This is a genomic window from Pseudactinotalea sp. Z1739 (genome assembly GCF_049725055.1).
Taxonomy (GTDB): domain Bacteria; phylum Actinomycetota; class Actinomycetes; order Actinomycetales; family Beutenbergiaceae; genus CALKWS01.
This window is the reverse complement of sequence record NZ_JBMPQA010000010.1, coordinates 123,481-148,166: the sequence shown is the minus strand read 5'-3', so window position 1 is coordinate 148,166 and position 24,686 is coordinate 123,481. Positions and strand designations below refer to the sequence as shown.

Below are 24,686 nucleotides of genomic sequence, written 5' to 3'. Positions count from 1 at the left end.
GCCACACATGAGGAGGAGTTCCGATGGCGTCGATCACCCTCGACAATGTCGTCAAGACCTACCCCGATGGGTTCACCGCCGTGCGCGGCGTGGACCTGGACATCGCCGACGGCGAGTTCGTCATCCTGGTCGGGCCCTCCGGCTGTGGCAAGTCCACCCTGCTGCGCATGATCGTGGGCCTGGAGGACATCACCGAGGGGGAGTTGCGCATCGGGGACGAGGTGGTCAACGACAAGGCCCCCCGGGACCGGGACCTGGCGATGGTGTTCCAGAACTACGCCCTCTACCCCCACCTGAGCGTGTACGAGAACATCGCTTTCCCGCTGCGCCTGACCAAGGGCGAGCACACCGACACCGAGATCGATGAGCAGGTCCGCCGTGCCTCATCGCTGCTGGAGCTCGATGAGCACCTGGAGCGTAAGCCCGCGAACCTCTCCGGTGGTCAACGCCAGCGGGTGGCGATGGGCCGGGCGATCGTGCGGGACGCCCAGGCCTTCCTGTTCGATGAACCGCTGTCGAACCTGGACTCGAAACTGCGCGGGCAGATGCGCACCGAGATCGCCCGGCTGCAGCGCAACCTGGGCACCACCACCGTCTACGTCACCCATGACCAGACCGAGGCGATGACGCTGGGGGACCGGGTGGCGGTGCTGCGCCGGGGGGAGTTGCAGCAGGTGGCCAGCCCCCGCGGGCTGTACGAGGAGCCGATGAACCTGTTCGTGGCCGGCTTCATCGGTTCCCCGCCGATGAACTTCCTACCCGCCACCGTCGAGGGAGACACCCTGCGGCTGCCGTTGCTGGAGGTGCCGCTGGACGAGCGGCTGCGCAAGGCGGTGGGGGAGCGGGAGGTGCTCATCGTGGGGATCCGGCCCGATGCGTTCGAGGATGTCGACGTCATGCAAGCCACCGAGCGCGAGGGCGTGACGTTCGAGGCCGAGGTGGATGTGACCGAGTGGCTCGGGGAGGTGCTCTACGCCTACATCCCCTTCGAGGCTCATGCCGACCTGGCCGACAAGTTGGAGGAACTGGACCGGGACCTCGACGGGGAGAACCTGCGCCCTCAGGTGGTGGTGGCGCTGGACGCGGTGAGCCGGGTACGCGCCGGTGACGTGGCGGAGTTGTGGCTGAATCCGGACTCCCTGTACGTGTTCGATCCCGAGTCCGGGGAGAACCTGACCCGGGAGAGTGAGCGGGCCGAGAAACTGGAGGCCGAGGCGCGTGACCAGCGCGCCCGTGCCCTGGAGCGTGCCAAGAAGCGCCAGCAGAAAGCAAAAGCGGCCGACGACGGCGCGCGCGGCTCCGCGGCGTGAGTCACCGGCCGTAGCGCCCTCCCGTCCGGGCGGGTGACCGGGCGCCTCAGCCCAGGGCGTCCCGGAGCGCCGGCACCACGCGCCCGCCTGGGCCGGTGACCGGGTCGGCAGCGACCAAGGCGTTCAGGACCGCTTCCTCGGTGGCGTCCAGTCCGGCCTCGAACACCGGGCTCAGCGCCCGATCCGGTGGTGGTAGACGCCCGGCGGAGGTGGAGACCGCGATCGCGTAGTCCCCGGAGCCGTGGGTGTAGGCCGCACCCAGGCGGCCCAGGGCGAAGACCGCCCGCGCGGCCAGGCGGGAGAGCTGGCGCCCGTCCAGTGGGGCGCTGGTGGCCAGCACCACCATGCACGAGCCCAGATCCGGCTGGGGTGCAGAAGGTGTCGGTGGGCGTACCTGCCGGCCGTGCACCCGCAGTACCCCGGCGAAGTTCGCCTGCACCAGCACACCCAGGGTGTGCTCGTCGTCGACCTCGATGATCCGGGAGGCGGTACCGATGCCGGCTTTGAAACCCAGGGCGACCAGGCCGGTGCCCGCACCCACGCTGCCCTCGGGAACCGCGCCGTCGTCGGCCTCGTCCAGGGCGGCATGCACGTGCTCCGGGCGCACCGGCCGGGCCCTGATATCGGAGAGCACCGAGTCGTTGCACTCGCCCACCACGGGGTTCAGCGTGCGCACCTGCTCATTGCCGGGCTGGTCCAGCACCCAGGTGAGCAGGGCATCGGCGGCCCGGAACGCCGACAGCGTCGACGTCAGCACGATCGGGGTCTCCAGGTGTCCCAGTTCGGACAGTTGGGTGGCGCCGATGAGTTTGCCGAACCCGTTGCCCACGCTCAGCCCGGCCGGCAGCGCTCGCCCCGGGCTCACCTCGTCGCCGAACCGGATCGCGCTCACCCCGGTGCGTATCCTCGGCGCCCGGATGATCGTGGTGTGGCCCACCCGCACGCCGGGGACGTCGGTGATCGCGTTGTGGGCACCGGTGCGCGCGGTGGCGGGGTAGAGGCCCAGGTCACGGGCCCGGGCCGGGTGTGTCTGCGGTGTTGCCATCGCCCCCGATCCTGCCCCCGACGCGACTCCGCCGGGGCTGCGCCACGCCGTTCCGGGCGGTTCGGCGGCGACCGGGCACTCCGGTGCAGCGATGCACCACACCAAGATCGAGGACAACGGCGCGACGCATGGAAGTTCAGGCCCAAACCAGGCAGGCTAGGAGGGTGAGCACCGATCCCGCCCCCCGCCCCGCAGACGACGGCCCGGGCGAGAGCGGTACCGGTGAACGATTGCCCATGGTCGAGGTGATCGAGGACCTGCTCGCCAACCTCGAGGCCGCGCCGCTGCTGCTGGATTCCGACGACGTCGCCCAGGCCCGGGAACTGCGCGCCCGCCTGGTGGCCCAGGTGCGCAACCACTTGATCCCCCGGTTGCGGGAGGTGGCCGCACCGGTGCTGGTGGTGATCGGTGGCTCCACCGGGGCGGGCAAGTCCACGCTACTGAACTCGGTCCTCGGCGAGGAGGTCAGCCCGGCCGGGGTGCTGCGGCCGACCACCCGCCAACCCGTGCTGGCGACCCATCCCGCCGACGCCCACTACCTGGAGGGCCACCCGGTACTCGACCTGGCCGACGTGGTCACCCACGAGCAGGTGCCGCGCGGGCTCGGGCTGCTGGATGCCCCCGACCTGGACTCGGTGCGTGCGGCCAACCGGAACCTGGCCCTGGAACTGATCGAACTGGCCGACCTGTGGGTGTTCGTGACCACCGGCTCCCGGTACGGGGACGCGGTGCCGTGGTCGAGGCTGCGTGAGGCCAGCGAACGGGGGCTGTCCCTGGCGGTGGTGCTGAACCGGATCGAACCCGATGCCCTGATCGAGGTGCGTCGCGACCTGTTCCAGCGACTGCAGGCGCAGGGCTTCGGTGCGCTGCCCTTGTTCGTGGTGCCGGATGTCGGTCCGCACCAGGGCCTGCTGGAGCCGAAGCTGGTGGGGGAGTTGGTGGCGTGGTTGAAGATCCTGGGCGCCCAGAGCCAGTCACGGGCGGTGATCGCCCGGACCGTGCGCGGCGCCTGGCCGTCGCTGCGCCGCGACGTCCAGGAGGTGGCCGCGGCGGTGGAGATCCAGCGGCGCACCTCCCGGTCCCTGCGCGGGCAGGTCGTGGCCGCGGTACGTCCAACCGCTGAACAGATCCACGCCGACCTCGGCTCGGGGGCGGCCGCGATCGGGGCCCCGAGCACCGCGTGGCTCTCCAGTGCGGGTTCCGGTGGTGTCCTGGCACCGCTGGTCGACGAACCTGCCGGCCCGCGGCAACGCTGGCGCGCCAAGCGCTCCACCGCCGCCCGGGTGGAATCGGTGCGGTCCCTGCGTGACACCGCCGTCGGTGCGGCGGGATCGATGGTTCGTGAGGCCGGCACCGCGGCCGAGTTGTCGGTGCGTCAGATGCTCGCCGAATCCGCCGCCGGGCGTCAGATCGCCGAGCTGGTGGACGTCGACGAGGCAGCCCGGGACCGGGAGCAACGGGTGGAGACCCTGATCAGCGAATGGGGCACCGAGGCCGAGCGGCGCGGCGGCGAACTGGGTCTGAGCGCGGAGCAGGTGGGCCTGGACGATCAGGGGGCCGCGTCCCTGGTGGAGGTGGCCGCGGTGGGCGTGGACGGAGCCGAGCGGGCGGTGGGGCGGCTGTTCGGCACCAGGGGTGAGACGATGGTCGCCGAGATGCGAAAGATGCTGGCCGAGTGGGCCGGGGCCGCGGTGGGCGCCGAGACGACGCCGTACCTGGATGCGCTCGATGAACTCAGTATCGATGACGCACCGGCCCGGAGCCTGCGGCTGCGCGCCAGTGAACTCAGGGGGTATGTGTGAGCACCACGATCGAGGACAGGGTCGCCGACGGTGCGGACCAGGGGTTCGATGCCGATGCCCTGAGCCGTCTGCGGGCGCAGATCACCGAGGCCCTGGATGTGGCCGGCGAGCGGATCCCCGCCCCGGCGCGCGAACAGGCGCAGGTGAACCTGGATCGGGTGGACGAGCGCTTGCAGTTGGGCGTGGGGCACACCGTGGTGGCCCTGGTGGGCGGGACCGGCTCGGGTAAGTCCTCGCTCTTCAACGCGCTCTCGGGCCTGGACTTCGCCGATGTGGGCGTCATCCGGCCCACAACCGCTCAGGCGGCGGCCTGTACGTGGGGCAGCAGAGCCGAGGAACTGTTGGACTTCCTCGGGGTGGCACCCGGACGGCGCATCCAGCGCGACTCGGTACTCGATCACGATGAGCACACCAGCCTGCACGGCCTGGTGCTGATGGACCTGCCCGATCACGATTCGGTGGAGCAGGGGCATGCCCGCCAGGTGGACCGGCTGCTGCCGTTGGTGGACCTGCTGATCTGGGTGGTGGACCCACAGAAGTACGCCGACAACGTGCTGCACGAGCGCTACCTGCGCACCCTGTCCGAACGGCAGGGGGCGATGCTGGTGGTGGTGAACCAGGTCGACACCATCCCCGCGCACACCGAGGAGCAGATCCGCGACGACGTGGGCCGGCTGCTCAGCGAGGGGGGCCTGGATCAGGTGCAGATCCTGCTCACCTCGGTGCGCGAGGGCACCGGGCTGGACCAGCTGCGCGAGCGGATCGCCCAGGTGAGCGCCTCCGCCTCGGTCTCGGCCCGCACGGCCCGCGCCCAGTTGGAGGCCACCGCTCGGACGCTGATGGAGCACCTGGGCCCAGCGCAGCCCGAACCCGACGACGCCGAGACGGTCGCGGAGAACCTGGCCACCGCATCGGGGGTGGCCTCGACGTCCGAGGCCATCCGCGAGGCGGTGGCCAGCCCGCGACAGGTGCTGCTCGACCCCCTCCGGCGGCCTGCCCGCTCCCGGATCGACGCCATCCGGGAGCGTTGGCTGGCCAAGGCCACCGTGGGCCTGCCCCGGGCGTGGCAGGAGTCGGTGACACGGCACGTGGCACCGCCGCAGACGTTCTACGACCACCTGTGGCGGGCGCTGAGCAAGGTGGAGCTGTCAGCCACCACCGAGCACCGGTCGCGTCGGATGCGTGCCTTCGCCCAGGGGTTGCTGGGGCTTGGTGTCCTTACCCTGATCGCCGGGGTGGCGCTCTGGGTGCTCGGGATCGCCGGTGTGCTCACGGGTCTGTCCGTTGCGGCGTGGGTCGGCGTCGGTGCGGGTGCGGCCGCGATCGTGGCCGGGCTGGCGCTGCGGCTCTTGGCCAGACGACGCCGACGGGCCGCGGCCGCAGAGCGCGCGAGCAGCTACATGTCCAGGGCCACCCACGAGATCCGTCGGGTGGTCGCCGCCGATCTGATCGAGCCCACGGCCGGGCCCCTGGCCGAGCACGATCAGGTCCGCCGGGCACTGACCACGTTGTAGCCGGTCACCCGCGCGGTGGCGAGGCTCGGCGCCGCACGTGCGCCGGCGCGCTCGCATGGCCGAAGCCACGCTACGTACCGATGCCCGCCATCCACAGGGCCGGTGGCGCCACTGCCGGCGTCCACATGCCGCCCGGTCGTCCCGGCGGCCTTCGGCGGTCACCGGCATCGTCGTCGGTGCCGGAAGTCCCGGCAACTCGACACCGGCGGCGCTGACCGCAGGGAAGGACCAATCATGCGAGAGACGATGATCACCGTGACCGGCAACGTCGGGGGTGCCCCGACCTTCTTCAAGGCCGGGGCGAACGGGGACCCGCGGCTGCGGCTGAGCGTGGCTACCACCCCGCGGTTCCGGGACCGCGACTCCGGCGAATGGCGGGACGGGCGTACCTCCTGGTACGACGTGTGGATGCACGGGCGGATGGCCCTGAACGCCAAGGACAGCATCAGCAAGGGCGATGCGGTGGTGGTGACCGGGTCGGTGGAGTTCGTGCGCTGGGAGGACGGGGAGAAGTCCGGCCGCAATGCGGTCATCAACGCCCGTGCCTTCGGCCCGGACCTGAACAAGTTCCCGGTGTCTATCTCCCGGGTGCGCCTGGTGGAAGCGGATGGTGACGGCGCGGCCCAGGACGCCGGGCAAGGTGCGGAACAGGACGGCAACGGTTCGGACCGGATCCCGGATGTGACCGGGTATGCCGAGGTGGACGAGGACGGCAACCCCCTGCCCGTCCTCGATGCCGACGCTGATCCCGACGCCGACGGCGACCCGCAGGACCCTGCCGATACCTCCTCGATCGCGGGCAGGATGGTGGCCGGTCTGTGACCCAGGGGCGGCCCCGGTAGGCACTGGTGGTCACGGCGCCTATAGTTGGGGCTGGCCCGGGCCGTGCCGAGAGTGTGCGTTGCCCGGCATCAGACCAGGTATCAGGCCCGCACCTGCCGCGCAGGCCCGGGGCCGCTTCTGCGAAAGGTTCTTCACCTGTGGCCGAATACATCTACTCGATGGTCCGCGCGCGCAAGGCGCACGGGGACAAGGTCATCCTCGATGACGTGACGATGTCGTTCCTGCCCGGGGCCAAGATCGGCATGCTCGGGCCCAACGGCGCAGGTAAGTCCACCATCCTGAAGATCATGGCCGGTCTGGACACGCCGTCCAACGGGGAGGCCCGGCTGAGCCCCGGCTACACCGTGGGCATCCTGGAGCAGGAGCCGCCCCTGAACGAGGACAAGACCGTGCTCGGCAACGTCGAGGAGGGCGTGGCCGGGATCAAGGGCAAGGTGGATCGGTTCAACGAGATCGGTGACCTGATGGCCGAACCCGATGCCGACTTCGATGCCCTGATGGCGGAGATGGGCACCCTGCAGGGAGACATCGACGCCGCCGACGCATGGGATCTGGACTCCCAGCTCGAGCAGGCCATGGACGCCTTGCGCACCCCACCGGGCGATGCGCCGGTGTCCAACCTCTCCGGTGGTGAACGGCGCCGGGTCGCACTGGCGAAGTTGCTGCTGGAGAAGCCCGATCTGCTGCTGCTCGATGAGCCCACCAACCACCTGGACGCCGAGAGCGTGTTGTGGCTGGAGCAGCACCTGGCCAAGTATCCCGGCGCGGTGATCGCCGTCACCCACGACCGGTACTTCCTGGACCACGTGGCCGAGTGGATCGCCGAGGTCGACCGCGGCCGGCTGTACCCCTACGAGGGCAACTACTCCACCTACCTGGAGAAGAAGCAGGAACGGCTGAACATCCAGGGGAAGAAGGACGCCAAACTCGCCAAGCGCCTGGCCAGTGAACTGGAGTGGGTGCGCCAGGGCACCAAGGGACGCCAGGCCAAGTCCAAGGCCCGGCTGGCCCGGTACGAGGAGATGGCCGCTGAGGCCGAGCGCACCCGGAAGCTCGACTTCGAGGAGATCCAGATCCCGCCCGGCCCGCGGTTGGGCTCCCAGGTGATCGAGGCGGAGAACCTGCGAAAGGGCTTCGGGGACCGGGTGCTCATCGACGGCCTGAGTTTCAACCTGCCTCCGAACGGCATCGTGGGTGTGATCGGTCCCAATGGTGTGGGTAAGACGACGCTGTTCAAGACGATCGTGGGAATGGAACCGCTCGATGGTGGCGACCTGAAGATCGGCGACAGCGTGAAGATCTCCTACGTCGACCAGACCCGCGGCGGGATCGACCCGGACAAGACCCTGTGGGAGGTGGTCTCCGACGGCCTGGACTTCATCGAGGTCGGCAAGGTGGAAATCCCCTCCCGGGCCTACGTCTCCCAGTTCGGGTTCAAGGGCGCCGACCAGCAGAAGCCGGCCGGGGTGCTCTCCGGTGGCGAACGCAACCGGCTGAACCTCGCCCTGACGCTCAAGCAGGGCGGCAACCTGCTGCTGCTGGACGAACCGACCAACGACCTGGACGTGGAAACCCTCGGCAGCCTGGAGAACGCGCTGCTGAACTTCCCCGGTTGCGCGGTGGTGGTCTCCCACGACCGGTGGTTCCTGGACCGGGTGGCCACCCACATGCTCGCCTGGGAGGGCACGGAGGAGAACCCGGCGAACTGGTACTGGTTCGAGGGCAACTTCGCCGCTTACGAGGAGAACAAGGTCGAGCGCCTGGGAGCCGATGCCGCGCGCCCGCACCGGGTCACCTACCGCAAGCTCACCCGCGACTGACCCGTGGGACGCATCACGGTGCCCGTCCCGATTCGCTGGAGCGATATCGACGGGTACGGCCATGTGAACAACGCCGCCATCCTGACCTTGCTGGAGGAGGCCCGGGTCGCCACGTTCTGGGACACCGGCACCGGCTCCGGTGGTGCCGGCACCGCGGCCGGGACGGGTGGAGCCGCCCCCTCCGGTGCGGCGGGTCCGGAGCAGTCCGAGGGCGGCGTCCGCAAAGCGGCGCAGGTGCTGGCCGGAGGCGTGCACGCCGACAGCCACACCCTGGTGGCCCGCCAGGAGATCGAGTACCTGGCACCGCTCACCTACTCCCAGGAGCCGGTGAGCGTGCAGTTATGGATCGGCAGGATCGGGGGCGCCAGCCTGGAGGTCTGCTATGAGGTGTACGCACCCGACGGAGGGCTGTGCGCCCGGGCCGCCAGTTCGATGGTGATGGTCGAGGCTGCCACCGGACGCCCGCGCCGGCTTACCGAGCACGAACGCTCCGCGCTGCAGATCCTGGTGGAGGAGCCGCTGACGTTCCGACGCCGCTGAACCCGGCGCGACTGCCGACCTGACGCCGGGGGTGCCCGCCGCCTCGGAGCAGGCCCAGCCGCTTCGGTGGCAGCGAGGGCGATCCGGTGTATCTTCGGTGGATCAATGTCGATCCCAGGGGGTTCATCTTGACCTGTGTTTTCTGTGCCCATGTGAGCGCGCTCCGGTGAGCCCCGAGGGTGACCAGTTGTGCCGGGACATCCACGGGGTGCTCCTGCCAGGGTTCAACGGCGCTACACCGCCGCCGTGGCTGTGGGCAGCCGCCGAACAGGGGCTGGCCGGCGTGCTGTTGTTCGGACACAACACCGGCTCCCCGGAGCACACCGCGGAGATCACCGCCCAGTTGCACCATCGCGCCCCGGACTTGATCATCAGTTCCGATGAGGAGGGCGGGGATGTCACCCGCGTGCAGACGGGCACCGGGTCCTTCCTGCCCGGGGCATGTGCCCTCGGCGAAGTCGACGACGTCGCCCTGACCCACCGCGCGGCCGTGGCCCAGGGCCGCCTGATGCGGGCCGCGGGCGTGGACCTGCCGCTCACGCCGGTCCTCGATGTGGCCTCGCAGCCGGCCAACCCCGTGATCGGAGTGCGTTCGTTCGGCCCGGACCCGCACCTGGTGGCCCGGCACGGCGTGGCCACAGTGCGCGGCCTGCAGGAGGCCGGGGTGGCGGCGTGCGCCAAGCACTTCCCCGGTCACGGCGACACCGACGTCGACTCCCACCTCGCCCTACCCAGGCTGGAGGTGGGCGAGGAGTTGCTGCGCGGTCGGGACCTGCCCCCGTTCACCGAAGCGATCAGCGCGGGACTGGACACCGTGATGACCGGCCACCTGGTGGTGCCGGCCCTGGGTGAGCTGCCCGCCTCCCTGGAGCCGAAGGTGGCCGCCCTGCTGCGCCGGCTCGGGCACAGCGGCCCGATCGTCACCGACGCCCTGGACATGGCCGCCCTGCACGCCGATACCGGGGCCGGACCCGGCACCACCGCGGCGGAACTGGTCGGCATCGCCGCTGTTCGCGCGCTGGCGGGGGGTGCGGATCTGCTCTGCCTGGGGTCAACCCCGGATCGTGACGACGCGGCGTTGTTCCAGACGGTGTACGCGGGGATCCGCCGCGCGGTGCAGGAAGGCCGCCTGGACGCCGCCGCACTGGCGCGCAGCGCGGTCCGTAACCGCGCCCTGGCCGCCGGCCTTCGCAGCCGCCAGGCCCGGACCGAGGCCCCGGACCTGCTCACCGCCCTGACCGACCTGGAACACGTGGGGGCCCGGGTGGCCGCCGCTGCGGTGCGCACCACCGGGCAGGTGCGACTGTCGCGCGATGACGCGCTGGTGGATTTGCGTGCGGGGGTCAATATCGCAGCCGGGCCGCGCGCGGGCGCGGTCGTGGACCTGCTCACCGCCCGCGCCGGCCTGGTACCGGTGGCGGCGGCGGAGCTGCCCTCCTGGCTGGCGGACCACCCGGGAAAGGGGGTCGCGCTGCTCACGCGTGGGCCCACCGACGCGGTGGCGCCGGTCCTGGCGCGGGCGCCGCACGCCGTCGTCGTCCATCTGGGTGTACCCGGCGCCGCGCCGCAGGCGCCCAACCTGGTGCTGGCCCACGGTTCGGCGCTGGCGAACGGTCGCGAGATCCTCGCCCGGACCACCGGCTGAGTCGCGAGCCCATGGTGGCGGGCTCAGTCGCCGCCGCGGACCATGCCCTCCTGAGCAATGGTGGCCACTAACAGGCCGTCCCGGTTGTACACCCGCGCAGTGCCCAGGCCCCGGCCGCCTTGGGCGGAGGGGGAGTCCTGGACGTAGAGCAGCCAGTCGTTCATGTCCACGTCCCGGTGCCACCACATTGCGTGGTCCAGGCTGGCCACCGCGATCCCGCGGGCCCGCCAGTGCAGGCTGTGGGCGCGCAGGACCGGCTCGAGCATGATCTGGTCACAGGCGTAGGCCAGCACCGCCCGGTGGTGCATCTGGTCCCCGGGCACCGGGCCGCGTGTGCGCATCCACAGGTGCTGCGCCGGCTCGGGGCGCGTGGGTTCTCCCAGGAACAGCCCTCCCTCGACGTGGCGGACGTCGAAGGCGAAGTTGCGATAGAAGTACTGGGCGAGTGGATGTTCGATGGTGCGGAACATCTCCACCGAACTGGGCAACTCCTCCGGTTCGGGCACCCGCGGCGGCCGGTCGGCGTGCTCAACGCCCTCCTGGTCCTCCTGGAAGGAGGACATCATGGTCAGGATCGGTTTGCCGAACTGCAGCGCGTGCACCCGGCGGGCGCTGAAGGAACGCCCATCACGCAGCCGCTCCACGGTGAAGGTGATCGGCTCCTCCAGGTCCCCGGGGCGGAGGAAGTACCCGTGCACCGAATGCGGTAGCCGACCCGGGGCCGTCGTGGCCGCGGCCGCGATCATCGACTGCGCCAGCACCTGCCCGCCATAGACCCTGCCGTGCACCTGCGGAACCGAGCGAGCCGTGTAGGTGTCGGCCTGCGCACCCGGGGAGAGTTCCAGGTAGGTCAGCAGCGCGCCCAGGGGATCCGGTTCGTCGTCCGCGAAGGCTGGCCCCGGTCCCGATGTGCCCATCAGACCTCGTCCTCGTCGGCGCTGTTGATCATGAAGTGTGCGGCCCGTTCCAGGTAGTCCCACAGGGTGGCCTCATGGATCGGGCTCAGGTCCGCCTCCCGCACGGCCACCCGCATGTGCGCCAACCACCGGTCCCGGGCGGCGGGGGTGACCCGGAAGGCCGCGTGGCGCATCCGCAGGCGAGGATGACCGCGCTGCTGCTGGTACGTCGTCGGACCTCCCCAGTACTGCTCCAGGAAGGTACGCAGCCGGTCCTCGGCCGGACCCAGATCCTCCTCGGGGTACATCGGACGGAGCAGATCGTCGGTGGCGACCAGTTCGTAGAAACGGCTCACGATCGCCCGGAACGTGGGCTCCCCGCCCACCGCCGCCCAGAATGAGTCGGCGCGCTCGGCACCGCGCACGCGGCGGGTCAGACCGAGTTGCCGATGCTGACCGGGCGTCGGTTGTGTGGGCTTATCGGAAGGCTGGGATGAGGCGGACACGGCACCAGCGTAATCGGCTCACAGGCCCAGTTCGTCCAGCACCGGCAGTTGCTCGCGGATGCGCAGGCGCGCGTCCCGGGCGCTCTCGGCGGCCAGTGCCAGGGCGGCCACCTGCGCGCACTGCGTCATCGACAGCGCGCCCAGCACCGCCGCCACATCGCCCAGGGCCCGCGGCGTCATCGACAGGCTGCGCACCCCCAGCCCCACGAGCACGGCGGCCAGTGCCGGGTCCGCCGCGGCTTCCCCGCACACGGTCACCGGCCGGTCCTGCGCCTGGGCGCCGGTGCAGGTGGCGTGCACCAGCGCCAGCACCGCCGGGTCCCACGTGCTGGCCATCTTCGACAGCGATCCCAACAGCCGGTCAGCGGCGAGGGTGTACTGGGTCAGATCGTTGGTGCCGATCGAGGCGAAGTGCGCTCGGGCCAGGATCCGGCCGGCCAGCAGCGCGGCGCTGGGCACCTCCACCATCACCCCGGCGGTCTCCAGCCCGTGGCCGGAGGCCCGTGCCACGAACTCCTCGGCCTCGGCCACGGTCGAGATCATCGGCGCCATCACCCACACCCGGGCGTCCTCGGCCCGCGCCGCCTCGGCGATCGCGGCCAACTGGCGGTCGAGCACCTCGGGGTGGGCCGCGGCGGTGCGGTACCCGCGCACGCCCAGGGCGGGGTTGGTCTCCACCTCGGGGTTCAGGAACAACAGCGACTTGTCCGCCCCGGCGTCCAAGGTGCGCACCACCACCTTCTTGCCGGCGAAGGAGGCAAGTACCTGCCGGTAGGCGCTCACCTGTTCGTCGTGGTCCGGTTCGTCCTGGCGCTCCAGGAAGCAGAACTCGGTCCGGAACAGGCCCACCCCCTCGGCCCCGGCCTCGGCGGCCTCCGCGGCGGCGGCGGGGTCGCCGATATTGGCCAGCAACTCGATGCGCTGCCCGTCCGTTGTTACGCAGTGGCCCTCGTATCGGCGCTGGGTGACCGGGCGCAACGCCTGGGCGACCGTCTGCTCATCCGGGTCGATGCACACCAGGCCGGAACCGCCATCGACCAGCACCATGTCACCGTCGGTGAGGCGGTCCAGCTGCTCGTCCAGGCCCACCACGGCCGGGATGCCCAGCGCCCGTGCCAGGATCGCGGTGTGGGAGGTGGGCCCACCCTCGGCGGTGAGCAACGCGTGCACGCTAGCGGGGTCCAGTGCGGCGGTGTCGGCGGGGGACAGATCGGTGGCGACCAGCACGAACGGCTCCCGGCGGCGCGGCACCCCCGGCATCGGATCGCCGGTGAGTTTGGCGATGATGCGGTCACGCACATCGCATACATCGGGTACCCGCTCGGCGAAGTACCCGCCCAGCGAGGCGAACTGCTCGGTGACCGCGCCGGCGGAGTCCCAGACCGCGCGCTCGGGGGTCAGCCGCTGCTGCCGAGTCAAGCGTTGGGCCTCTTTGACCAGGGTGGGATCCTGGGCGATCTGTGCGGTGGTGCGCAGCAACTCCTGCGCCGGGGCCTGCTCGCAGGAGTCGGCCCGAACGCGCAGGTCCTCGGCCACCTCGGCCGCCGCCACGGTGATCCGCTCGGCGGCCTTGTCCACATCCACCCGCACCGGCAGTGCGGAGGGCTCCTCACGGCCGGTGACCATCCGCGCAACGGGCGCGTGCACCCGCCCGGGACTGACCCCGACACCGCGCAGTTTCGCGGTGGCCGAATCGGTGTTCATCACAGCACCCTTCGCAGCGGACAGCGGCCGGTGGTCCCATTGTCCACGGCGGCACGAGTGGATGAGCACATGTAGAGTGGGATGCATCACACGGGAGACAGCGCGCGAGCGCCCCCGTCACATACCGACTGAGCCTGGGAGCGAACGTGAGCAAGGCCGATGACATCCTCGCGGCACTGGGCGGTACCGAGAACGTCGTGGATCTCGAACCGTGCATCACCCGACTACGGGTGGAAGTGAAGGACCCCGAACTGGTGCTGGAAGAGGACCTTCGCACGAGCGGGGCCTTCGGTGTGGTGCGTTCGGGGCGGGTGGTGCAGGTGGTGGTCGGGCCCGAGGCGGACGACCTGGCCGGCAGTATCGACGAACTGCGCACCTGAAGACCCCCGGATCCGTCGACCCAAGTCTGCAACCGTGACCACTTTCACGGCCGATCAGGTGCGCGCTGCGCTGAGCGCGGGCCCTCTGGACGCGCTGCTGACCCGCCTGCGGTTGCGGGCCGAGGACCATGCCGCCGTGGTCCAGCACGTCGCGGCGCTGGGCGAGGACGATCTGCAGGCCGTGGCCGCGGCCGCGACCGCCCTCGGTGGCACGCTGGGCCAGTGGGGGTACACCGAGGATCGGGTATTCGCTCCCTGGCCGGACCTGCAGGGGCGGCCCCGCGGGCTGATCCCGATGCTGGCCCTGTTGGCCGGGGTCCCGGTGGTGCGGCAGTACCACGCAGACCGTGGAATCGCCGCGGAGTACACCTACGCCGCACTGGCCGATCTGGGTCAGCAGATCTGGGTGTTCCGGCAGGTCTTCGGCGAGTTCGGCCTGGACAACCAGGAGTGGCTGACCGCTGCGTGGTCCGGGGCGCTGTTCTGGCTCGGGCGGTTGCAGGTGAACCTGTTGCCCTATGGCGGCGGGCACGTCATCTCCACCCACATCCCACAGACCGGCCCGCTGCGTCCGGAGGAGGTGGATGACTCCTTCGCCCTGGCCCGGGACTTCTTCGCCACCCACTTTCCCGACGCCCCCGCCCGCGCTCTGCACTGTGACTCCTGGCTGCTCGACCCCCACCTTGCCGAGGTGCTGGACGCCGGCTCCAACATCGTCGACTTCGGGCGGCGGTGGCGCCTGGTGGGGGAGGCCCGTGAGTCCGATGCGGCCGTGCTGTACTTCGTGTTCGGCTACCGGCCCCGCCCGGGTCAGGAGCCCGACCGGAGCGGGCTACCCCGGCGTACCAGCCTGGAACGGGCGGTACTGGACCATCTGGACGCCGGCGGGCACTGGTATGCCCGGACCGGCCTGATCGATCTGGACGAGCGGCCGGCCTGATCGATCTGACCGCGCCCCGCCGCGTCTGGCAAGATCGCAGGTGGGCGGCCCTGGGCCGCCGATTAGTTGTCCGCAGACCGACCAGACGCCGGGAGACCCAAGAGCACCGTGGACGAAGCACAGGTGGATCCCACCGCCCCCGATGAGTCCCTGCGCGCACTGGCGCAGGCGCACGGCGTGGCGGTGCAGTTCTGGGACTTCCACGGCAACCAGCGCGACGTGACGGCTGCGACCATCCGCGAGGTGCTGGCCGCCATGGACGTGGCGGCCGACACTCCCGAACAGGTGCAGCAGGCGCTCGAGGCACACCGGCTGGCCCCGTGGCGCCAGGTCTTGCCGCCCAGCATCGTGATAGCGGCCGGCCAGGAGCGCGAGTTCGCGGTGCACGTGCGCCACGGTGCCGCCGTGGCCGTGCATGTGGACCTGGAGGATGACGGCGGAAACCGGGAGTTGGCGCAGATCGACAAGTGGGTGGATCCCCAGCACGTGGATGGGGTCCTCACCGGTCAGGCCACGTTCGTCCTGCCCGGTGATCTGCCGCTGGGCTGGCACCGGATCGTGGCCGAGGTCGACGACGGCACCCGCGCCGAGTGCGTGCTGGCGGTGAGCCCGGCCCGGCTGCAGGCCCCGCCGCTGCGCCCGGAGTTCGCGGACCGCGCCTGGGGGCTGATGGCCCAGCTGTACTCGGTCCGATCGGAACGCTCCTGGGGTGTGGGGGACTTCGCCGACCTTGCCGAACTGGGATCCCTGGGCGCCGAACTGGGCGCGGACTTCGTGCTGGTCAACCCCCTGCACGCAGCCGAACCATCGACGCCGCTGACACCCTCGCCCTACCTGCCCACGACCAGGCGGTTCATCAATCCCATCTACATCCGGCCCGAGGACATCCGAGAGGCCGCCTACCTGCCCAACGCCCAGCGCACCCTGCTGGAATGGGGTCTGGAGGCAGTGTCGGAGCAGAACACCGACCCCGGCCCGATCGACCGCGACGCGATGTGGCAAGCGAAGAAGCCGGCGCTGGAGACGATCTACGCCGCCGGGCGCTCGCGTTCGCGCCAGCGGGACCTGGAGGCGTTCCGCCGCGAGCAGGGACAGGGCCTGGAGGACTTCGCACTGTGGTCTGCGGTCAAGGAGTCCTACACCGGCCAGGACTGGCCCCTGGACGATGCCATCACCCGGGCCGGGGTAGCCCGGCTCCGCCGCGAACTGGCCGAGCGGATCGACTTCCACGTCTGGTTGCAGTGGATCGCCGATGCCCAGTTGTCCCAGGCCCAAACGGTGGCCAAGGCAGGCGGGATGAGCATCGGCATCATGCACGACCTCGCGGTGGGCGTGCACCCCGAGGGCGCCGACTCCTGGTCCCTGCGCGGCGCCCTGGCCTCCGGGATCAGCGTGGGCGCACCCCCGGACATGTACAACCAGCAGGGCCAGGACTGGTCCCAGCCCCCGTTGCGCCCGGACCGCCTGGCACAGCAGGCCTACGCGCCGGTGCGGGACATGATCCGTACCGTGCTGCGCCACGCCGGCGCCCTCCGGGTGGACCACATCATCGGGATGTTCCGGCTGTGGTGGATCCCCGCCGGCCAGCCCCCCGGTGCCGGCACCTACGTCACCTACGACCACGAGGCGATGGTCGGGGTGCTGGCGCTGGAGGCGCACCGCGCCCGCGCGATGGTGATCGGGGAGGACCTTGGCACGGTGGAGCCCTGGGTACGGACCTATCTGACCGAACGCGGGATCCTGGGAACCTCGGTGCTGTGGTTCGAGCGCGAAGCCGACGGCACCCCGCTGGCCCCGGAGAGGTACCGCCGGCTCGTGCTGGGCACGGTGACCACCCATGATCTGCCCCCCACCGCCGGCTATCTGGCCGAGGAACACGTGGATCTGCGGGAGTCCCTTGGCCTGCTCACCGAACCGGCCGAGCAGGTGCGCCACGCCGCCCGGGCCGAGCGGGCACAGATGGATCAGGCCCTCCTCGAACGCGGACTGCTGCCCGATTACCCCACCGAGCGCGAACGCGTGGAGGCCCTGCACCGCTACGTCGCCTCCAGCCCGGCGATGCTCGTCGGGATATCCTTGGCCGACGCGGTGGGGGAGCGACGAGCACAGAACCAGCCGGGCACTGACACCGAGTACCCGAACTGGAAGATCCCCCTGGCCGACGGGTCCGGGCGGTGCGTACTGGTGGAGGACCTGCCCGGCAACGCCCGGTTCGCCTCGCTGGTCTCAGCCCTGGACAAGCAGTTGCGCAAGCCGTCGGAGCGGCCATGATGGCCACGGAGGCGGGGAGCAATCGGGAGGTCCTGGTGGCCCCGATCAGCGGGGTGGTGCGCGAACTCACACAGGTACCCGACCCGGTGTTCGCCCAGGAAATGGTCGGACCCGGGGTCGCCATCGAGCCCGACGGGGAGCACACCCTGCAGGTGCTGGCGCCGGTGACCGGGGTGTTGCTGAAGGCTCACCCGCACGCCGTGGCAGTGGCAGTGCCGGCCGCCGGCGAAGGAGCGGGGGTCCTGGTGCACCTGGGGCTGAACACCGTGGGCCTGGACGGCGCCGGGTTCACCCTGCACACCGGCACCGGGGCTCAGGTGCACCGTGGCACCCACCTGATCGACTGGGATCCGGCGCCGGCGCTGGCCGCCGGGCTCGACCTGATCAGCCCGGTGATCGTGCTGGGCGCCACGAGTGGGCAACTGAAGATCCTCGCCCGCCCGGGCGCCTCGGTACGCGCCGGGCAGGCCTTGTTGTCCTGGACCGCCCCGGCCCGGACCTGAACCGGCATCCAGCGGACGGCACCCAGTTCAGCGGGCGGCGCGGTCCACTCGTTGGGCGTGCAGGGCCCGGCGGACACCGTCCGCCGACTCGGTGACCAGACGGCGCAGTGCCGGCGACCGATCGTCCAGGGAGTCCAGGAACTCCTGCACCATCCCCGGCACATCCACCCCGGTGGAGGTGTCGATGTCCGCCACGGTGGCCGGGAACAGGCCCACCACGATGTTCTGCGCCATCTCGTGGGTGTGGGTATCCCACACCTGTTCAATCACGTCGAAGTAGCGGTGCGCGAACGGGGCCAGCAGGCTGCGGTCCTGCACCCGGCTGAACCCGGCGATCACCGCACGCTGCAGCGCGTTCGGCAACCCGTCGGCCCGGACCGCATCGGCCCACACCCGCTCCTTCGCCTCGGGGGTGGGGATGCCGGCCCGGGCCCCAGCGGCGGCCCGCTGACCGGTGGCGGTGGGATCGAGTTCCAGTTCGGCATCGATCCGGGCCTCATCGGCCCCGCCCGCGGCCACCAGCGCGGTGAGCAACTCCCAGCGCAGGTCGGTGTCCACCGCCAGCCCCGGCAGTGACACCGACCCATCGAGCAGACCACTCAGGGTCTGGATGTGCGCCGGCGCGACGACGTGGGCGGCGAAGGCCTTGACCAACTGGAGCTGGGCGTCCGAACCCGGTTCGGCGGCACCGCCCAACTCCCACAACCGGTCCGCCACGGCAGCCTCGGTCTCCTCACGGTGGGCCGGGTCCACGTAGGCCGAGACCGCGGTGCCCAGTTGGCGCAGCAGCACCAGCACCACCGAGGAGTCGGTCTCGGCGGCGATGTTGGTGGTGACCAGGTCGATGAACCTCGACGCCGGCCACTCCCCGTCACGGGTCATGTCCCAGGCCGCGTTCCACACCAGGGTGCGGGGCAGGGAGTCGCTGAAGTCCTTCAGGTGCTCCACCGCGTTGGCCAGTGAACGCTCATCCAGGCGCACCTTGGCGTAGGCCAGGTCGTCATCGTTGAGCAGGATGAGGGTGGGTGAGTCCAGCCCGACCAGGTCCGGCACCGGGGTGGCCGCACCGTCGATGTCCAGTTCCACCCGGTGCACCCGCTCCAGCGTGCCGGCGTCGGTCAGGGTGTAGCAGCCCACCGCGATGCGGTGCGGGCGCAGCACCGGGTGCTCCTCCGGTGCCTCCTGGGTGATCGCGAAGGACGTGATCCGGCCCTGGGAGTCGGTCTCGACCTGTGGACGAAGCAGGGTCACGCCCGCTTCTTCCAGCCACACCTTCGACCACGCGGTCAGGTCCCGCCCGGAGGTGGCCTCCAACTCGGCCAGCAGATCGCGCAACTCGGTGCTGCCCCAGGCGTGCTTGCGGAAGTAGGCGCGCACGCCGGCGAAGAAGGCGTCCCGGCCCACCCAGGCCACGAGTTGCTTCAGCACCGAGGCGCCCTTGGCGTAGGTGATCCCATCGAAGTTGACCAGCACGTCCTGCAGATCGTTGATCTCGGCCACGATCGGATGGGTGGAGGGCAACTGGTCCTGGCGGTAGGCCCAGGACTTCTCCAGCGAGGCGAACGTGGTCCAGGCCTGCTTCCACTGGGTGGCCTCGGCGGTGGCCAGCGTGGAGGCGTACTCGGCGAAGGACTCGTTCAGCCACAGGTCGTTCCACCACCGCATGGTGACCAGGTCCCCGAACCACATGTGCGCCATCTCGTGCAGCACCGTCACCGCGCGCCGTTCCACCATCGCCTCGGGCACCGCGGAGCGGAACACGTAGTTCTCCAGGAACGTCACCGCGCCGGCGTTCTCCATCGCGCCGGCGTTGAACTCCGGTACGAACAACTGGTCGTACTTGGCGTAGGGGTAGGGGTAGTCGAAGGACTCCTCGAAGAAGGCGAACCCCGCCTTGGTGAGTGCCATCAGGTCATCGGCGTCGAGATACTGCGCCAGCGAGGTCCGGCAGAACAGGCCCAGGTCGATCGTGCGCCCGTCGGAACTGGTGAACTCATCGGTGACCCGGTGATACGGGCCGGCGATGATCGCCGTCACGTAGCACGGCAGCACCTCGGTAGGCTCGAACGCCCAGGTGGCTGCGCCGTCGTCGTCCGAGGTCGGTGTGGGGGTGGGGGAGTTGGACACCACCTGCCAGTGCTCCGGGGCCCGGACGGTGAAGGTGAAGGTGGCCTTGAGGTCGGGTTGCTCGAACACGGCGAAGACCCGGCGGGTGTCGGCCACCTCGAACTGGGAGTACAAGTAGGTCTCGGAGTCCACCGGGTCGACGAACCGGTGCAGGCCCTCACCGGTGTTCATGTAGGCGCATTCGGCGTGCACCACCAGTTCGTTCTGCTCGGCCAGGTCCGCCAGGGCGATCCGGGAGCCGGCGAAGACCTGGGCAGGGTCGAGTTCGCGCCCGTTCAGCACCACCTTGTGCACCGCCGGGGCGATCAGGTCGATGAACGTGTCCGACCCCGGCTTCGCGGTGAAGGTGACGGTGGTGTGGGAGGCGAACGTGGCACCCGTTCCGGTCAGGTCCAACTCGACCTGATAACTGGACACCTGCACCCGTTCGGCGCGTGTGATGGCTTCGGCTCGGGTGAGGTTCTCTCCAGGCACGGGGGGCGTCTCCTCGACGTCGCATAGGATAGGCGGCGGTCTGCCACCAGCGATCCTGTCACGAACAGCGGGGCAGACCGAGTTGATTCCCGTTCTGCGAAGGAGTGCGTGTTCATGACCGACGACGTTGCCGACTTCTGGTTCGACCCCGCTTGCCCGTGGGCTTGGATGACGTCCCGCTGGATGGACGAGGTGGCCAAGGTCCGTAACATCACGGTGAACTGGCACGTGATGTCCCTGACGGTGCTGAACGAGGACAAGGACGACATCTCCGAGTCCTACCGCGCCTCCCTTGCCACCGCGATGGCCCCGGTCCGCCTGATCAACGGCGTCCGGGAAGTCCATGGACAGGAGTACGTCAAGCCGCTCTACGACGCGATCGGCACCCGGTACCACCCGCAGGGCCGCCGGGACGACCAGCGTCAGGTGCTGATCGAGTCGGTGGCGGAGGTGGGTCTGCCGGCGGAAGCGATCGACCTGGCCGACTCGGGGGCCCACGACGAGTCCCTGCGGGCGTCGCACGACCGGGGGATCGGACTGGTGGGTCAGGACGTGGGGACCCCGGTCGTGGCGTTCAACGGCATTGCCTTCTTCGGCCCGGTGGTCACGCCGGCACCCAAGGGTGAGGAAGCCGGTAAGCTCTGGGACGCGGTAGTGCAGGCCGCCGGCTTCGAGGGCTTCTTCGAACTCAAGCGCACTCGTACCCGGGGCCCGATCTTCGACTGAAGTACCGGCGGCGGGTGGCCGGAAGTGCCCGGCCGACCGCCAACCGGTGAAGGAGGTGCTGACTATGGCGGCGCGTGGTCTGAGCCGCGGCGTGATGGCGTTGATCGTGGTGGATTCGATCCTGGTGGTCGTGCTGATCGCACTGCTGATCAGCCACCCCAGACCGGAGGGTGAGCCGACCCCAGCCGCCACCGGTCCGGCTGCTACCGCCGACGAGGAACCCGGGCGGGAGGAGCCAGAGGCCGAGGAACCCGAGGAAGACGAGGAAGACGAGGAAGACGAGCCCGCCCTGCAACCCCCGGACGACGCAGTCAGCGAGGCCGCGTTCGTCACCCCGTCGGGCAACATCTGGTGCGAACTCGGCGCCGACTCCGCCACTTGCACGATCGGCTCGCACTCCTACAGCGTGCCGGATCAGCCCTGTGACGGCCCGTACGGCCGGGTGCTGCAGGTGTCCGAGGACGAGGCGACGCTGCCGTGCCTGAGCGAGGAGCCGGCCACCTCCGCCCCGGACGGCCTGGCCGAACTCGACTACGGCGAGTCCACCGTCGTGAACGACTTCTGGTGCACCAGCGAGGAGAGCGGGGTGACCTGCTACTCGGTGATGAGCGGTCGCGGCTTCTCCGTGGCTCGGGCCAACTACACCACCTTCTGACGGGTCCGCTCCCGGGAGGGCCCGGCGGCGACTCCCGGGTCGGTGCGGGCAGCGGCCTCGCCCAGCCCGACCCGGTCCGCGGCGCCATCTCAGTATCCGAGAGGGCCGGGCCGGCGGTTCCGATTCCATCACGAGAGTGATCCACTGCGGGCATGCCTTCGATCGACTGCGCCACGGACCGGGCCGCCGTGCCCGGGGCGTCGTCATGGGCTGCACCGAGGTGTACCGGCGGGATGCGAATGCCCATCCCGCCCCGCGCCCCGCACCCCTGATCGAAGAAGGACACCGCACATGGCCGTCGTCACCGGCACCCCCTGGGATCTGGCCCTGGACCAGAGCGCCTACCCGGCCCGGGCCCGCACCCCCTCCTCCTCCGGATCGCGCGCACCCACGGCGCTCCGCACGCGCGCACCCCGTCTGTTCGCGGCTCGGACCGGCCCCGCCCGCGGGGCTCAGGCGGCCCCGGAGGCGATCACGCCCAGAGCCGCCTACCAGGACGCGTTGCACGGCAGGGCCGTTCTGGTGGACATCCGGCCGGCGTGGCACCGGGCGCGTGATGGCCAGTTGACCGGCAGCGCACCGTCCGGCGTCACACCCGAGGTGGTGCAGATCGAGGCGCACCTGCTCATCACCTGGTTGGTGCGCCACCGCGAGGGTGGCGGTGCGATCCTGGTCAGCACGGACGGCGTGGAGGCCGCCGCGCTCGCCCAGGCGCTGGGCGAGGTGGACCTGGCTCGTCCGGCGTTCCTGGCCGGGGGCTTCGAGGAGTGGCGCGCAGCCGGTCTGGCCACCGGTTGAGCAGGCGGCAGGTGAGTCGCGGGCGTGCTGGACGCGGGTGCGCCCAGCACGCGGCACAATGGAAGCCATGCGCATCCACATCGCGGCGGATCACGCCGGCTACGAACTGAAGACCGTCCTCCTTCAGCACCTGCGCACCGCCGGCCACGACGTCGTCGACCACGGTGCCCATTCCTATGACGCCGAGGACGACTACCCGGCGTACTGCTTCGCTGCCGCCGAGGCCACGGTCGCGGAGCCGGGCTCGCTGGGATTGGTGATCGGCGGCAGCGGCAATGGCGAACAGATCGCGGCGAACAAGGTCGACGGCGCGCGGGCGGCCTTGGTCTGGAGCGTGGAAACGGCCACCCTCGCCCGCGCCCACAACGACGCCAACGTCGCCGGCATCGGTGCCCGCCAGCACACCGAGGCCGAGGCGATCGAGATCGTCGAGGCGTTCCTGGCCGAGCCGTTCAGCGGCGCCGAGCGCCACCAGCGCCGCATCGACCAACTCGGCGACTACGAGTCGGCGCGCTGACCCAGTTCCACCCAGCGATGGTGGGGTTGGCGAACTGCGGTGCGCCGCAATAGCGCCACGATCGCCACGTGCAGGGGCACCAGCACGAGCACCAGCAGTGGGAGCACCCCGGTCGCCCATACGTAGCCGCCCACCAGCACCGCCAATGCTGCGGTCGCGGCCAGGTCGGCCAGGTCCCGGTCCTGGTGACGGGTGATCGCCGCGGAATCGCGCGCCACCTCACCCTCCCGGGTGTCCTGGGCCAGCAGCGCCCGCAGCCGCCACAGGCGTACGGCCTCGGCGGCGAAGGCACCGGTCAGGTAACCCACCGCGATCGCGGCGGCAAACGTCCAAACCATCGGATCCATCCGCGTGGCGATCGCGGCCAACGCGGGCGTCAGCGCCGCCGCGAGGAGTGCCCCGAGCATCAGCGCCCGGGTCCGCCCCAGCCGGCTTGCCAGAAGCGCCGAGGTGAGCACCCCTGCCGCGGTGCTCAGCGCCCACAGGGCGATGCCGGCAGCGAGACCGGCCGCCGCCGCGGGGGTCGGCAGGGCCAACAGGATCGTCAGTATCGCCGCGACCGCCATCACCGCGCGTGCGGCGACGGCGTACAGCAGCGCGCGACGCCGGGACCGAGCGTGCTCGGCACTGTCCAGATGGACGTGATCATCGGTGTCGCCGCAGTGGACGCAGGCGGTGCTGTGGCTCATCCCCTCTAGGGTAGGCCGGGATGGACGCCGCGGAAGACCCGCCCAGCGCGGGGGAGGAGTACGCCGACCTGGTGTTGGACCTGGTGGCCCAGATCCCCCCGGGCCGGGCCAGCAGTTACGGCGCGATCGCCGACGCCGCCCGGGTCCTGACCGGACGCGGCTCGGCGCGAACTGTGGGCCGGATCATGTCCATCCATGGCCACCAGGTGCCCTGGTGGCGGGTGGTTCCGGCCACTGGGTTGGTACCGGAGCACTTGCGCGAGCGGGCCGCGGTGCACTACCGCAACGAAGGGACCGCGCTTCGCAGCGCGGACCCCCTCCGGGTGGATCTACGGCGGGCGGGCTGGCAGCCCCGGCTCTGACTCAGATGTACAGGGCCGGGTCCTCCAGGTCCCCGAAGGCCGACGTCGCCGGCCGGTTGCGCACCTGCCCGGGGACCCCCACCACCACCGAGTTCGCCGGTACGTCCCGCACCACGACCGCGTTGGCGCCGACCTGGACGTCATCACCGAGGGTGATCGGGCCGAGGACCTTCGCTCCGGCACCGATCATCACCCGGTCGCCGACGGTGGGGTGACGCTTGCCCTTGGACATCGAGCGCCCACCCAGGGTGGAGGTGTGAAACATGAGGACGTCATCACCGACCACCGCGGTCTCCCCGACCACGACACCCATCCCGTGGTCGATGAAGAAGCGCCGTCCGATCACCGCCCCGGGGTGGATCTCCACCCCGGTGAATATCCGGGCGAAGTGGGAGATGAGCCGCGCGGGCAACTTGGCCGGGCCACCCAGGTTCCATAGGTGGTGGGCCAGCCGGTAGATCCACAGGGCGTGCACGCCCGGGTAGGTCAGCGCAACTTCGACAGAAGTCCGGGCGGCCGGGTCGCGCTGCTTGGCCGTCTCGAGGTCCTCGCGCACCCGCGCGCGCACCCCGGACCAGGTGGTGCCGGAGGCTGCGGGGTGCATCGCTGCGGTGTGGGT

General features: G+C 70.7%; 22 protein-coding genes and 1 pseudogene. 16 read left to right on the top strand and 7 right to left on the bottom strand.

Annotated features, from left to right (window positions below; genetic code table 11):
- Nucleotides 1-23: 23 nt before the first annotated feature.
- Nucleotides 24-1,310, top strand: coding sequence for an ABC transporter ATP-binding protein (locus ACO0LV_RS13860; RefSeq protein ID WP_424788501.1), 1,287 nt, complete (start codon nucleotides 24-26; stop codon nucleotides 1,308-1,310).
- A gap of 46 nt (nucleotides 1,311-1,356) precedes the next feature.
- On the opposite strand, the gene ACO0LV_RS13855 is transcribed toward ACO0LV_RS13860, so the two are convergent.
- The gene (locus ACO0LV_RS13855) at nucleotides 1,357-2,355 is read right to left on the bottom strand and encodes a P1 family peptidase (protein ID WP_424788500.1); all 999 of its coding nucleotides are present in this window, start codon (nucleotides 2,353-2,355) and stop codon (nucleotides 1,357-1,359) included.
- 164 nt (nucleotides 2,356-2,519) lie between these two features.
- Between ACO0LV_RS13855 and ACO0LV_RS13850 the strand changes: the two genes are divergently transcribed.
- The 6 genes from ACO0LV_RS13850 (at nucleotide 2,520) to ACO0LV_RS13825 (ending at nucleotide 10,519) form a co-directional block, all read left to right on the top strand.
- On the top strand, nucleotides 2,520-4,157 hold the full coding sequence (locus ACO0LV_RS13850) for a hypothetical protein (RefSeq protein WP_424788499.1): 1,638 nt from the start codon (nucleotides 2,520-2,522) through the stop codon (nucleotides 4,155-4,157).
- Complete coding sequence (locus tag ACO0LV_RS13845; protein ID WP_424788498.1) at nucleotides 4,154-5,671, top strand: GTPase; 1,518 nt, start codon at nucleotides 4,154-4,156, stop codon at nucleotides 5,669-5,671. Before ACO0LV_RS13850 ends, ACO0LV_RS13845 begins: the two co-directional genes overlap by 4 nt.
- Before the next feature lie 234 nt (nucleotides 5,672-5,905).
- Nucleotides 5,906-6,493, top strand: a complete 588-nt coding sequence (locus ACO0LV_RS13840; RefSeq protein WP_424788497.1) for a single-stranded DNA-binding protein — start codon at nucleotides 5,906-5,908, stop codon at nucleotides 6,491-6,493.
- 158 nt (nucleotides 6,494-6,651) lie between these two features.
- Nucleotides 6,652-8,334: an energy-dependent translational throttle protein EttA gene (ettA, locus tag ACO0LV_RS13835; protein WP_424788496.1), complete on the top strand. Its 1,683-nt coding sequence runs from the start codon at nucleotides 6,652-6,654 to the stop codon at nucleotides 8,332-8,334.
- A gap of 18 nt (nucleotides 8,335-8,352) precedes the next feature.
- Nucleotides 8,353-8,874: an acyl-CoA thioesterase gene (locus tag ACO0LV_RS13830; RefSeq protein ID WP_424788495.1), complete on the top strand. Its 522-nt coding sequence runs from the start codon at nucleotides 8,353-8,355 to the stop codon at nucleotides 8,872-8,874.
- A gap of 166 nt (nucleotides 8,875-9,040) precedes the next feature.
- Complete coding sequence (locus tag ACO0LV_RS13825; RefSeq protein WP_424788494.1) at nucleotides 9,041-10,519, top strand: glycoside hydrolase family 3 N-terminal domain-containing protein; 1,479 nt, start codon at nucleotides 9,041-9,043, stop codon at nucleotides 10,517-10,519.
- Nucleotides 10,520-10,542: 23 nt separating this feature from the next.
- On the opposite strand, the gene ACO0LV_RS13820 is transcribed toward ACO0LV_RS13825, so the two are convergent.
- The 3 genes from ACO0LV_RS13820 to ptsP all read right to left on the bottom strand — a co-directional run bounded on the left by ACO0LV_RS13820 (nucleotide 10,543) and on the right by ptsP (nucleotide 13,625).
- Complete coding sequence (locus ACO0LV_RS13820) at nucleotides 10,543-11,436, bottom strand: acyl-CoA thioesterase (protein ID WP_424788493.1); 894 nt, start codon at nucleotides 11,434-11,436, stop codon at nucleotides 10,543-10,545.
- The gene (locus tag ACO0LV_RS13815; RefSeq protein WP_424788529.1) at nucleotides 11,436-11,852 is read right to left on the bottom strand and encodes a globin; all 417 of its coding nucleotides are present in this window, start codon (nucleotides 11,850-11,852) and stop codon (nucleotides 11,436-11,438) included. Before ACO0LV_RS13815 ends, ACO0LV_RS13820 begins: the two co-directional genes overlap by 1 nt.
- An 87-nt stretch (nucleotides 11,853-11,939) precedes the next feature.
- Nucleotides 11,940-13,625 carry a phosphoenolpyruvate--protein phosphotransferase gene (ptsP, locus tag ACO0LV_RS13810; protein ID WP_424788492.1) on the bottom strand — a complete coding sequence of 562 codons (1,686 nt, stop codon included), beginning with the start codon at nucleotides 13,623-13,625 and terminating at the stop codon, nucleotides 11,940-11,942.
- A 104-nt stretch (nucleotides 13,626-13,729) separates the two neighbouring features.
- Here ptsP and ACO0LV_RS13805 point away from each other — a divergent pair.
- The 4 genes and pseudogenes from ACO0LV_RS13805 to ACO0LV_RS13790 form a co-directional block, all read left to right on the top strand.
- A pseudogene (locus ACO0LV_RS13805) lies at nucleotides 13,730-14,005 on the top strand (glucose PTS transporter subunit EIIB); the annotation flags it as partial.
- Between the two features lie 34 nt (nucleotides 14,006-14,039).
- Nucleotides 14,040-14,945 carry an acyltransferase domain-containing protein gene (locus ACO0LV_RS13800; RefSeq protein WP_424788491.1) on the top strand — a complete coding sequence of 302 codons (906 nt, stop codon included), beginning with the start codon at nucleotides 14,040-14,042 and terminating at the stop codon, nucleotides 14,943-14,945.
- Nucleotides 14,946-15,053: 108 nt separating this feature from the next.
- Nucleotides 15,054-17,216, top strand: coding sequence for a 4-alpha-glucanotransferase (gene malQ / locus ACO0LV_RS13795; protein WP_424788490.1), 2,163 nt, complete (start codon nucleotides 15,054-15,056; stop codon nucleotides 17,214-17,216).
- Nucleotides 17,213-17,719, top strand: a complete 507-nt coding sequence (locus ACO0LV_RS13790; protein WP_424788489.1) for a PTS sugar transporter subunit IIA — start codon at nucleotides 17,213-17,215, stop codon at nucleotides 17,717-17,719. Before malQ ends, ACO0LV_RS13790 begins: the two co-directional genes overlap by 4 nt.
- A 27-nt stretch (nucleotides 17,720-17,746) precedes the next feature.
- On the opposite strand, the gene pepN is transcribed toward ACO0LV_RS13790, so the two are convergent.
- Nucleotides 17,747-20,320: an aminopeptidase N gene (gene pepN, locus ACO0LV_RS13785; protein ID WP_424788488.1), complete on the bottom strand. Its 2,574-nt coding sequence runs from the start codon at nucleotides 20,318-20,320 to the stop codon at nucleotides 17,747-17,749.
- Nucleotides 20,321-20,434: 114 nt separating this feature from the next.
- Here pepN and ACO0LV_RS13780 point away from each other — a divergent pair, with 114 nt between their 5' ends.
- From ACO0LV_RS13780 to ACO0LV_RS13765, 4 genes are all read left to right on the top strand, one after another.
- Entirely contained in the window at nucleotides 20,435-21,046 is a 612-nt protein-coding gene (locus ACO0LV_RS13780) for a DsbA family protein (protein ID WP_424788487.1), read from the top strand.
- Nucleotides 21,047-21,110: 64 nt separating this feature from the next.
- A complete protein-coding gene (locus tag ACO0LV_RS13775) occupies nucleotides 21,111-21,701 on the top strand; it encodes a hypothetical protein (RefSeq protein ID WP_424788486.1) in 591 nt (196 codons plus the stop codon).
- Between the two features lie 291 nt (nucleotides 21,702-21,992).
- Nucleotides 21,993-22,499, top strand: a complete 507-nt coding sequence (locus ACO0LV_RS13770; RefSeq protein WP_424788485.1) for a rhodanese-like domain-containing protein — start codon at nucleotides 21,993-21,995, stop codon at nucleotides 22,497-22,499.
- 67 nt (nucleotides 22,500-22,566) lie between these two features.
- Nucleotides 22,567-23,016 (top strand): ribose-5-phosphate isomerase, encoded by a 450-nt coding sequence (locus tag ACO0LV_RS13765; protein ID WP_424788484.1) that lies wholly within the window; start codon nucleotides 22,567-22,569, stop codon nucleotides 23,014-23,016.
- On the opposite strand, the gene ACO0LV_RS13760 is transcribed toward ACO0LV_RS13765, so the two are convergent.
- Nucleotides 22,998-23,705 (bottom strand): hypothetical protein, encoded by a 708-nt coding sequence (locus ACO0LV_RS13760; RefSeq protein WP_424788483.1) that lies wholly within the window; start codon nucleotides 23,703-23,705, stop codon nucleotides 22,998-23,000. The genes ACO0LV_RS13765 and ACO0LV_RS13760 overlap by 19 nt on opposite strands.
- A 20-nt stretch (nucleotides 23,706-23,725) precedes the next feature.
- On the opposite strand from ACO0LV_RS13760, the gene ACO0LV_RS13755 reads away from it, so the two are divergent.
- On the top strand, nucleotides 23,726-24,067 hold the full coding sequence (locus tag ACO0LV_RS13755; RefSeq protein WP_424788482.1) for an MGMT family protein: 342 nt from the start codon (nucleotides 23,726-23,728) through the stop codon (nucleotides 24,065-24,067).
- Between the two features lies 1 nt (nucleotide 24,068).
- Here ACO0LV_RS13755 and cysE read toward each other — a convergent pair whose 3' ends face one another.
- Nucleotides 24,069-24,671 (bottom strand): serine O-acetyltransferase, encoded by a 603-nt coding sequence (cysE, locus tag ACO0LV_RS13750; RefSeq protein ID WP_424788528.1) that lies wholly within the window; start codon nucleotides 24,669-24,671, stop codon nucleotides 24,069-24,071.
- Nucleotides 24,672-24,686 lie beyond the last annotated feature (15 nt).

Bases quoted from the DNA above. Each gene is read 5' to 3' on its own strand.
- ACO0LV_RS13840 (WP_424788497.1), top strand. From the start codon at position 5,906: ATGCGAGAGACGATGATCACCGTGACCGGCAACGTCGGGGGTGCCCCG.
- ACO0LV_RS13790 (WP_424788489.1), top strand. From the start codon at position 17,213: ATGATGGCCACGGAGGCGGGGAGCAATCGGGAGGTCCTGGTGGCCCCG.
- ACO0LV_RS13760 (WP_424788483.1), bottom strand. From the start codon at position 23,705: ATGAGCCACAGCACCGCCTGCGTCCACTGCGGCGACACCGATGATCAC.
- ACO0LV_RS13860 (WP_424788501.1), top strand. From the start codon at position 24: ATGGCGTCGATCACCCTCGACAATGTCGTCAAGACCTACCCCGATGGG.
- ACO0LV_RS13770 (WP_424788485.1), top strand. From the start codon at position 21,993: ATGGCCGTCGTCACCGGCACCCCCTGGGATCTGGCCCTGGACCAGAGC.
- cysE (WP_424788528.1), bottom strand. From the start codon at position 24,671: ATGCACCCCGCAGCCTCCGGCACCACCTGGTCCGGGGTGCGCGCGCGG.
- ACO0LV_RS13775 (WP_424788486.1), top strand. From the start codon at position 21,111: ATGGCGGCGCGTGGTCTGAGCCGCGGCGTGATGGCGTTGATCGTGGTG.
- ACO0LV_RS13820 (WP_424788493.1), bottom strand. From the start codon at position 11,436: ATGGGCACATCGGGACCGGGGCCAGCCTTCGCGGACGACGAACCGGAT.
- ACO0LV_RS13855 (WP_424788500.1), bottom strand. From the start codon at position 2,355: ATGGCAACACCGCAGACACACCCGGCCCGGGCCCGTGACCTGGGCCTC.
- ACO0LV_RS13780 (WP_424788487.1), top strand. From the start codon at position 20,435: ATGACCGACGACGTTGCCGACTTCTGGTTCGACCCCGCTTGCCCGTGG.
- ACO0LV_RS13755 (WP_424788482.1), top strand. From the start codon at position 23,726: ATGGACGCCGCGGAAGACCCGCCCAGCGCGGGGGAGGAGTACGCCGAC.
- ptsP (WP_424788492.1), bottom strand. From the start codon at position 13,625: ATGAACACCGATTCGGCCACCGCGAAACTGCGCGGTGTCGGGGTCAGT.
- ACO0LV_RS13765 (WP_424788484.1), top strand. From the start codon at position 22,567: ATGCGCATCCACATCGCGGCGGATCACGCCGGCTACGAACTGAAGACC.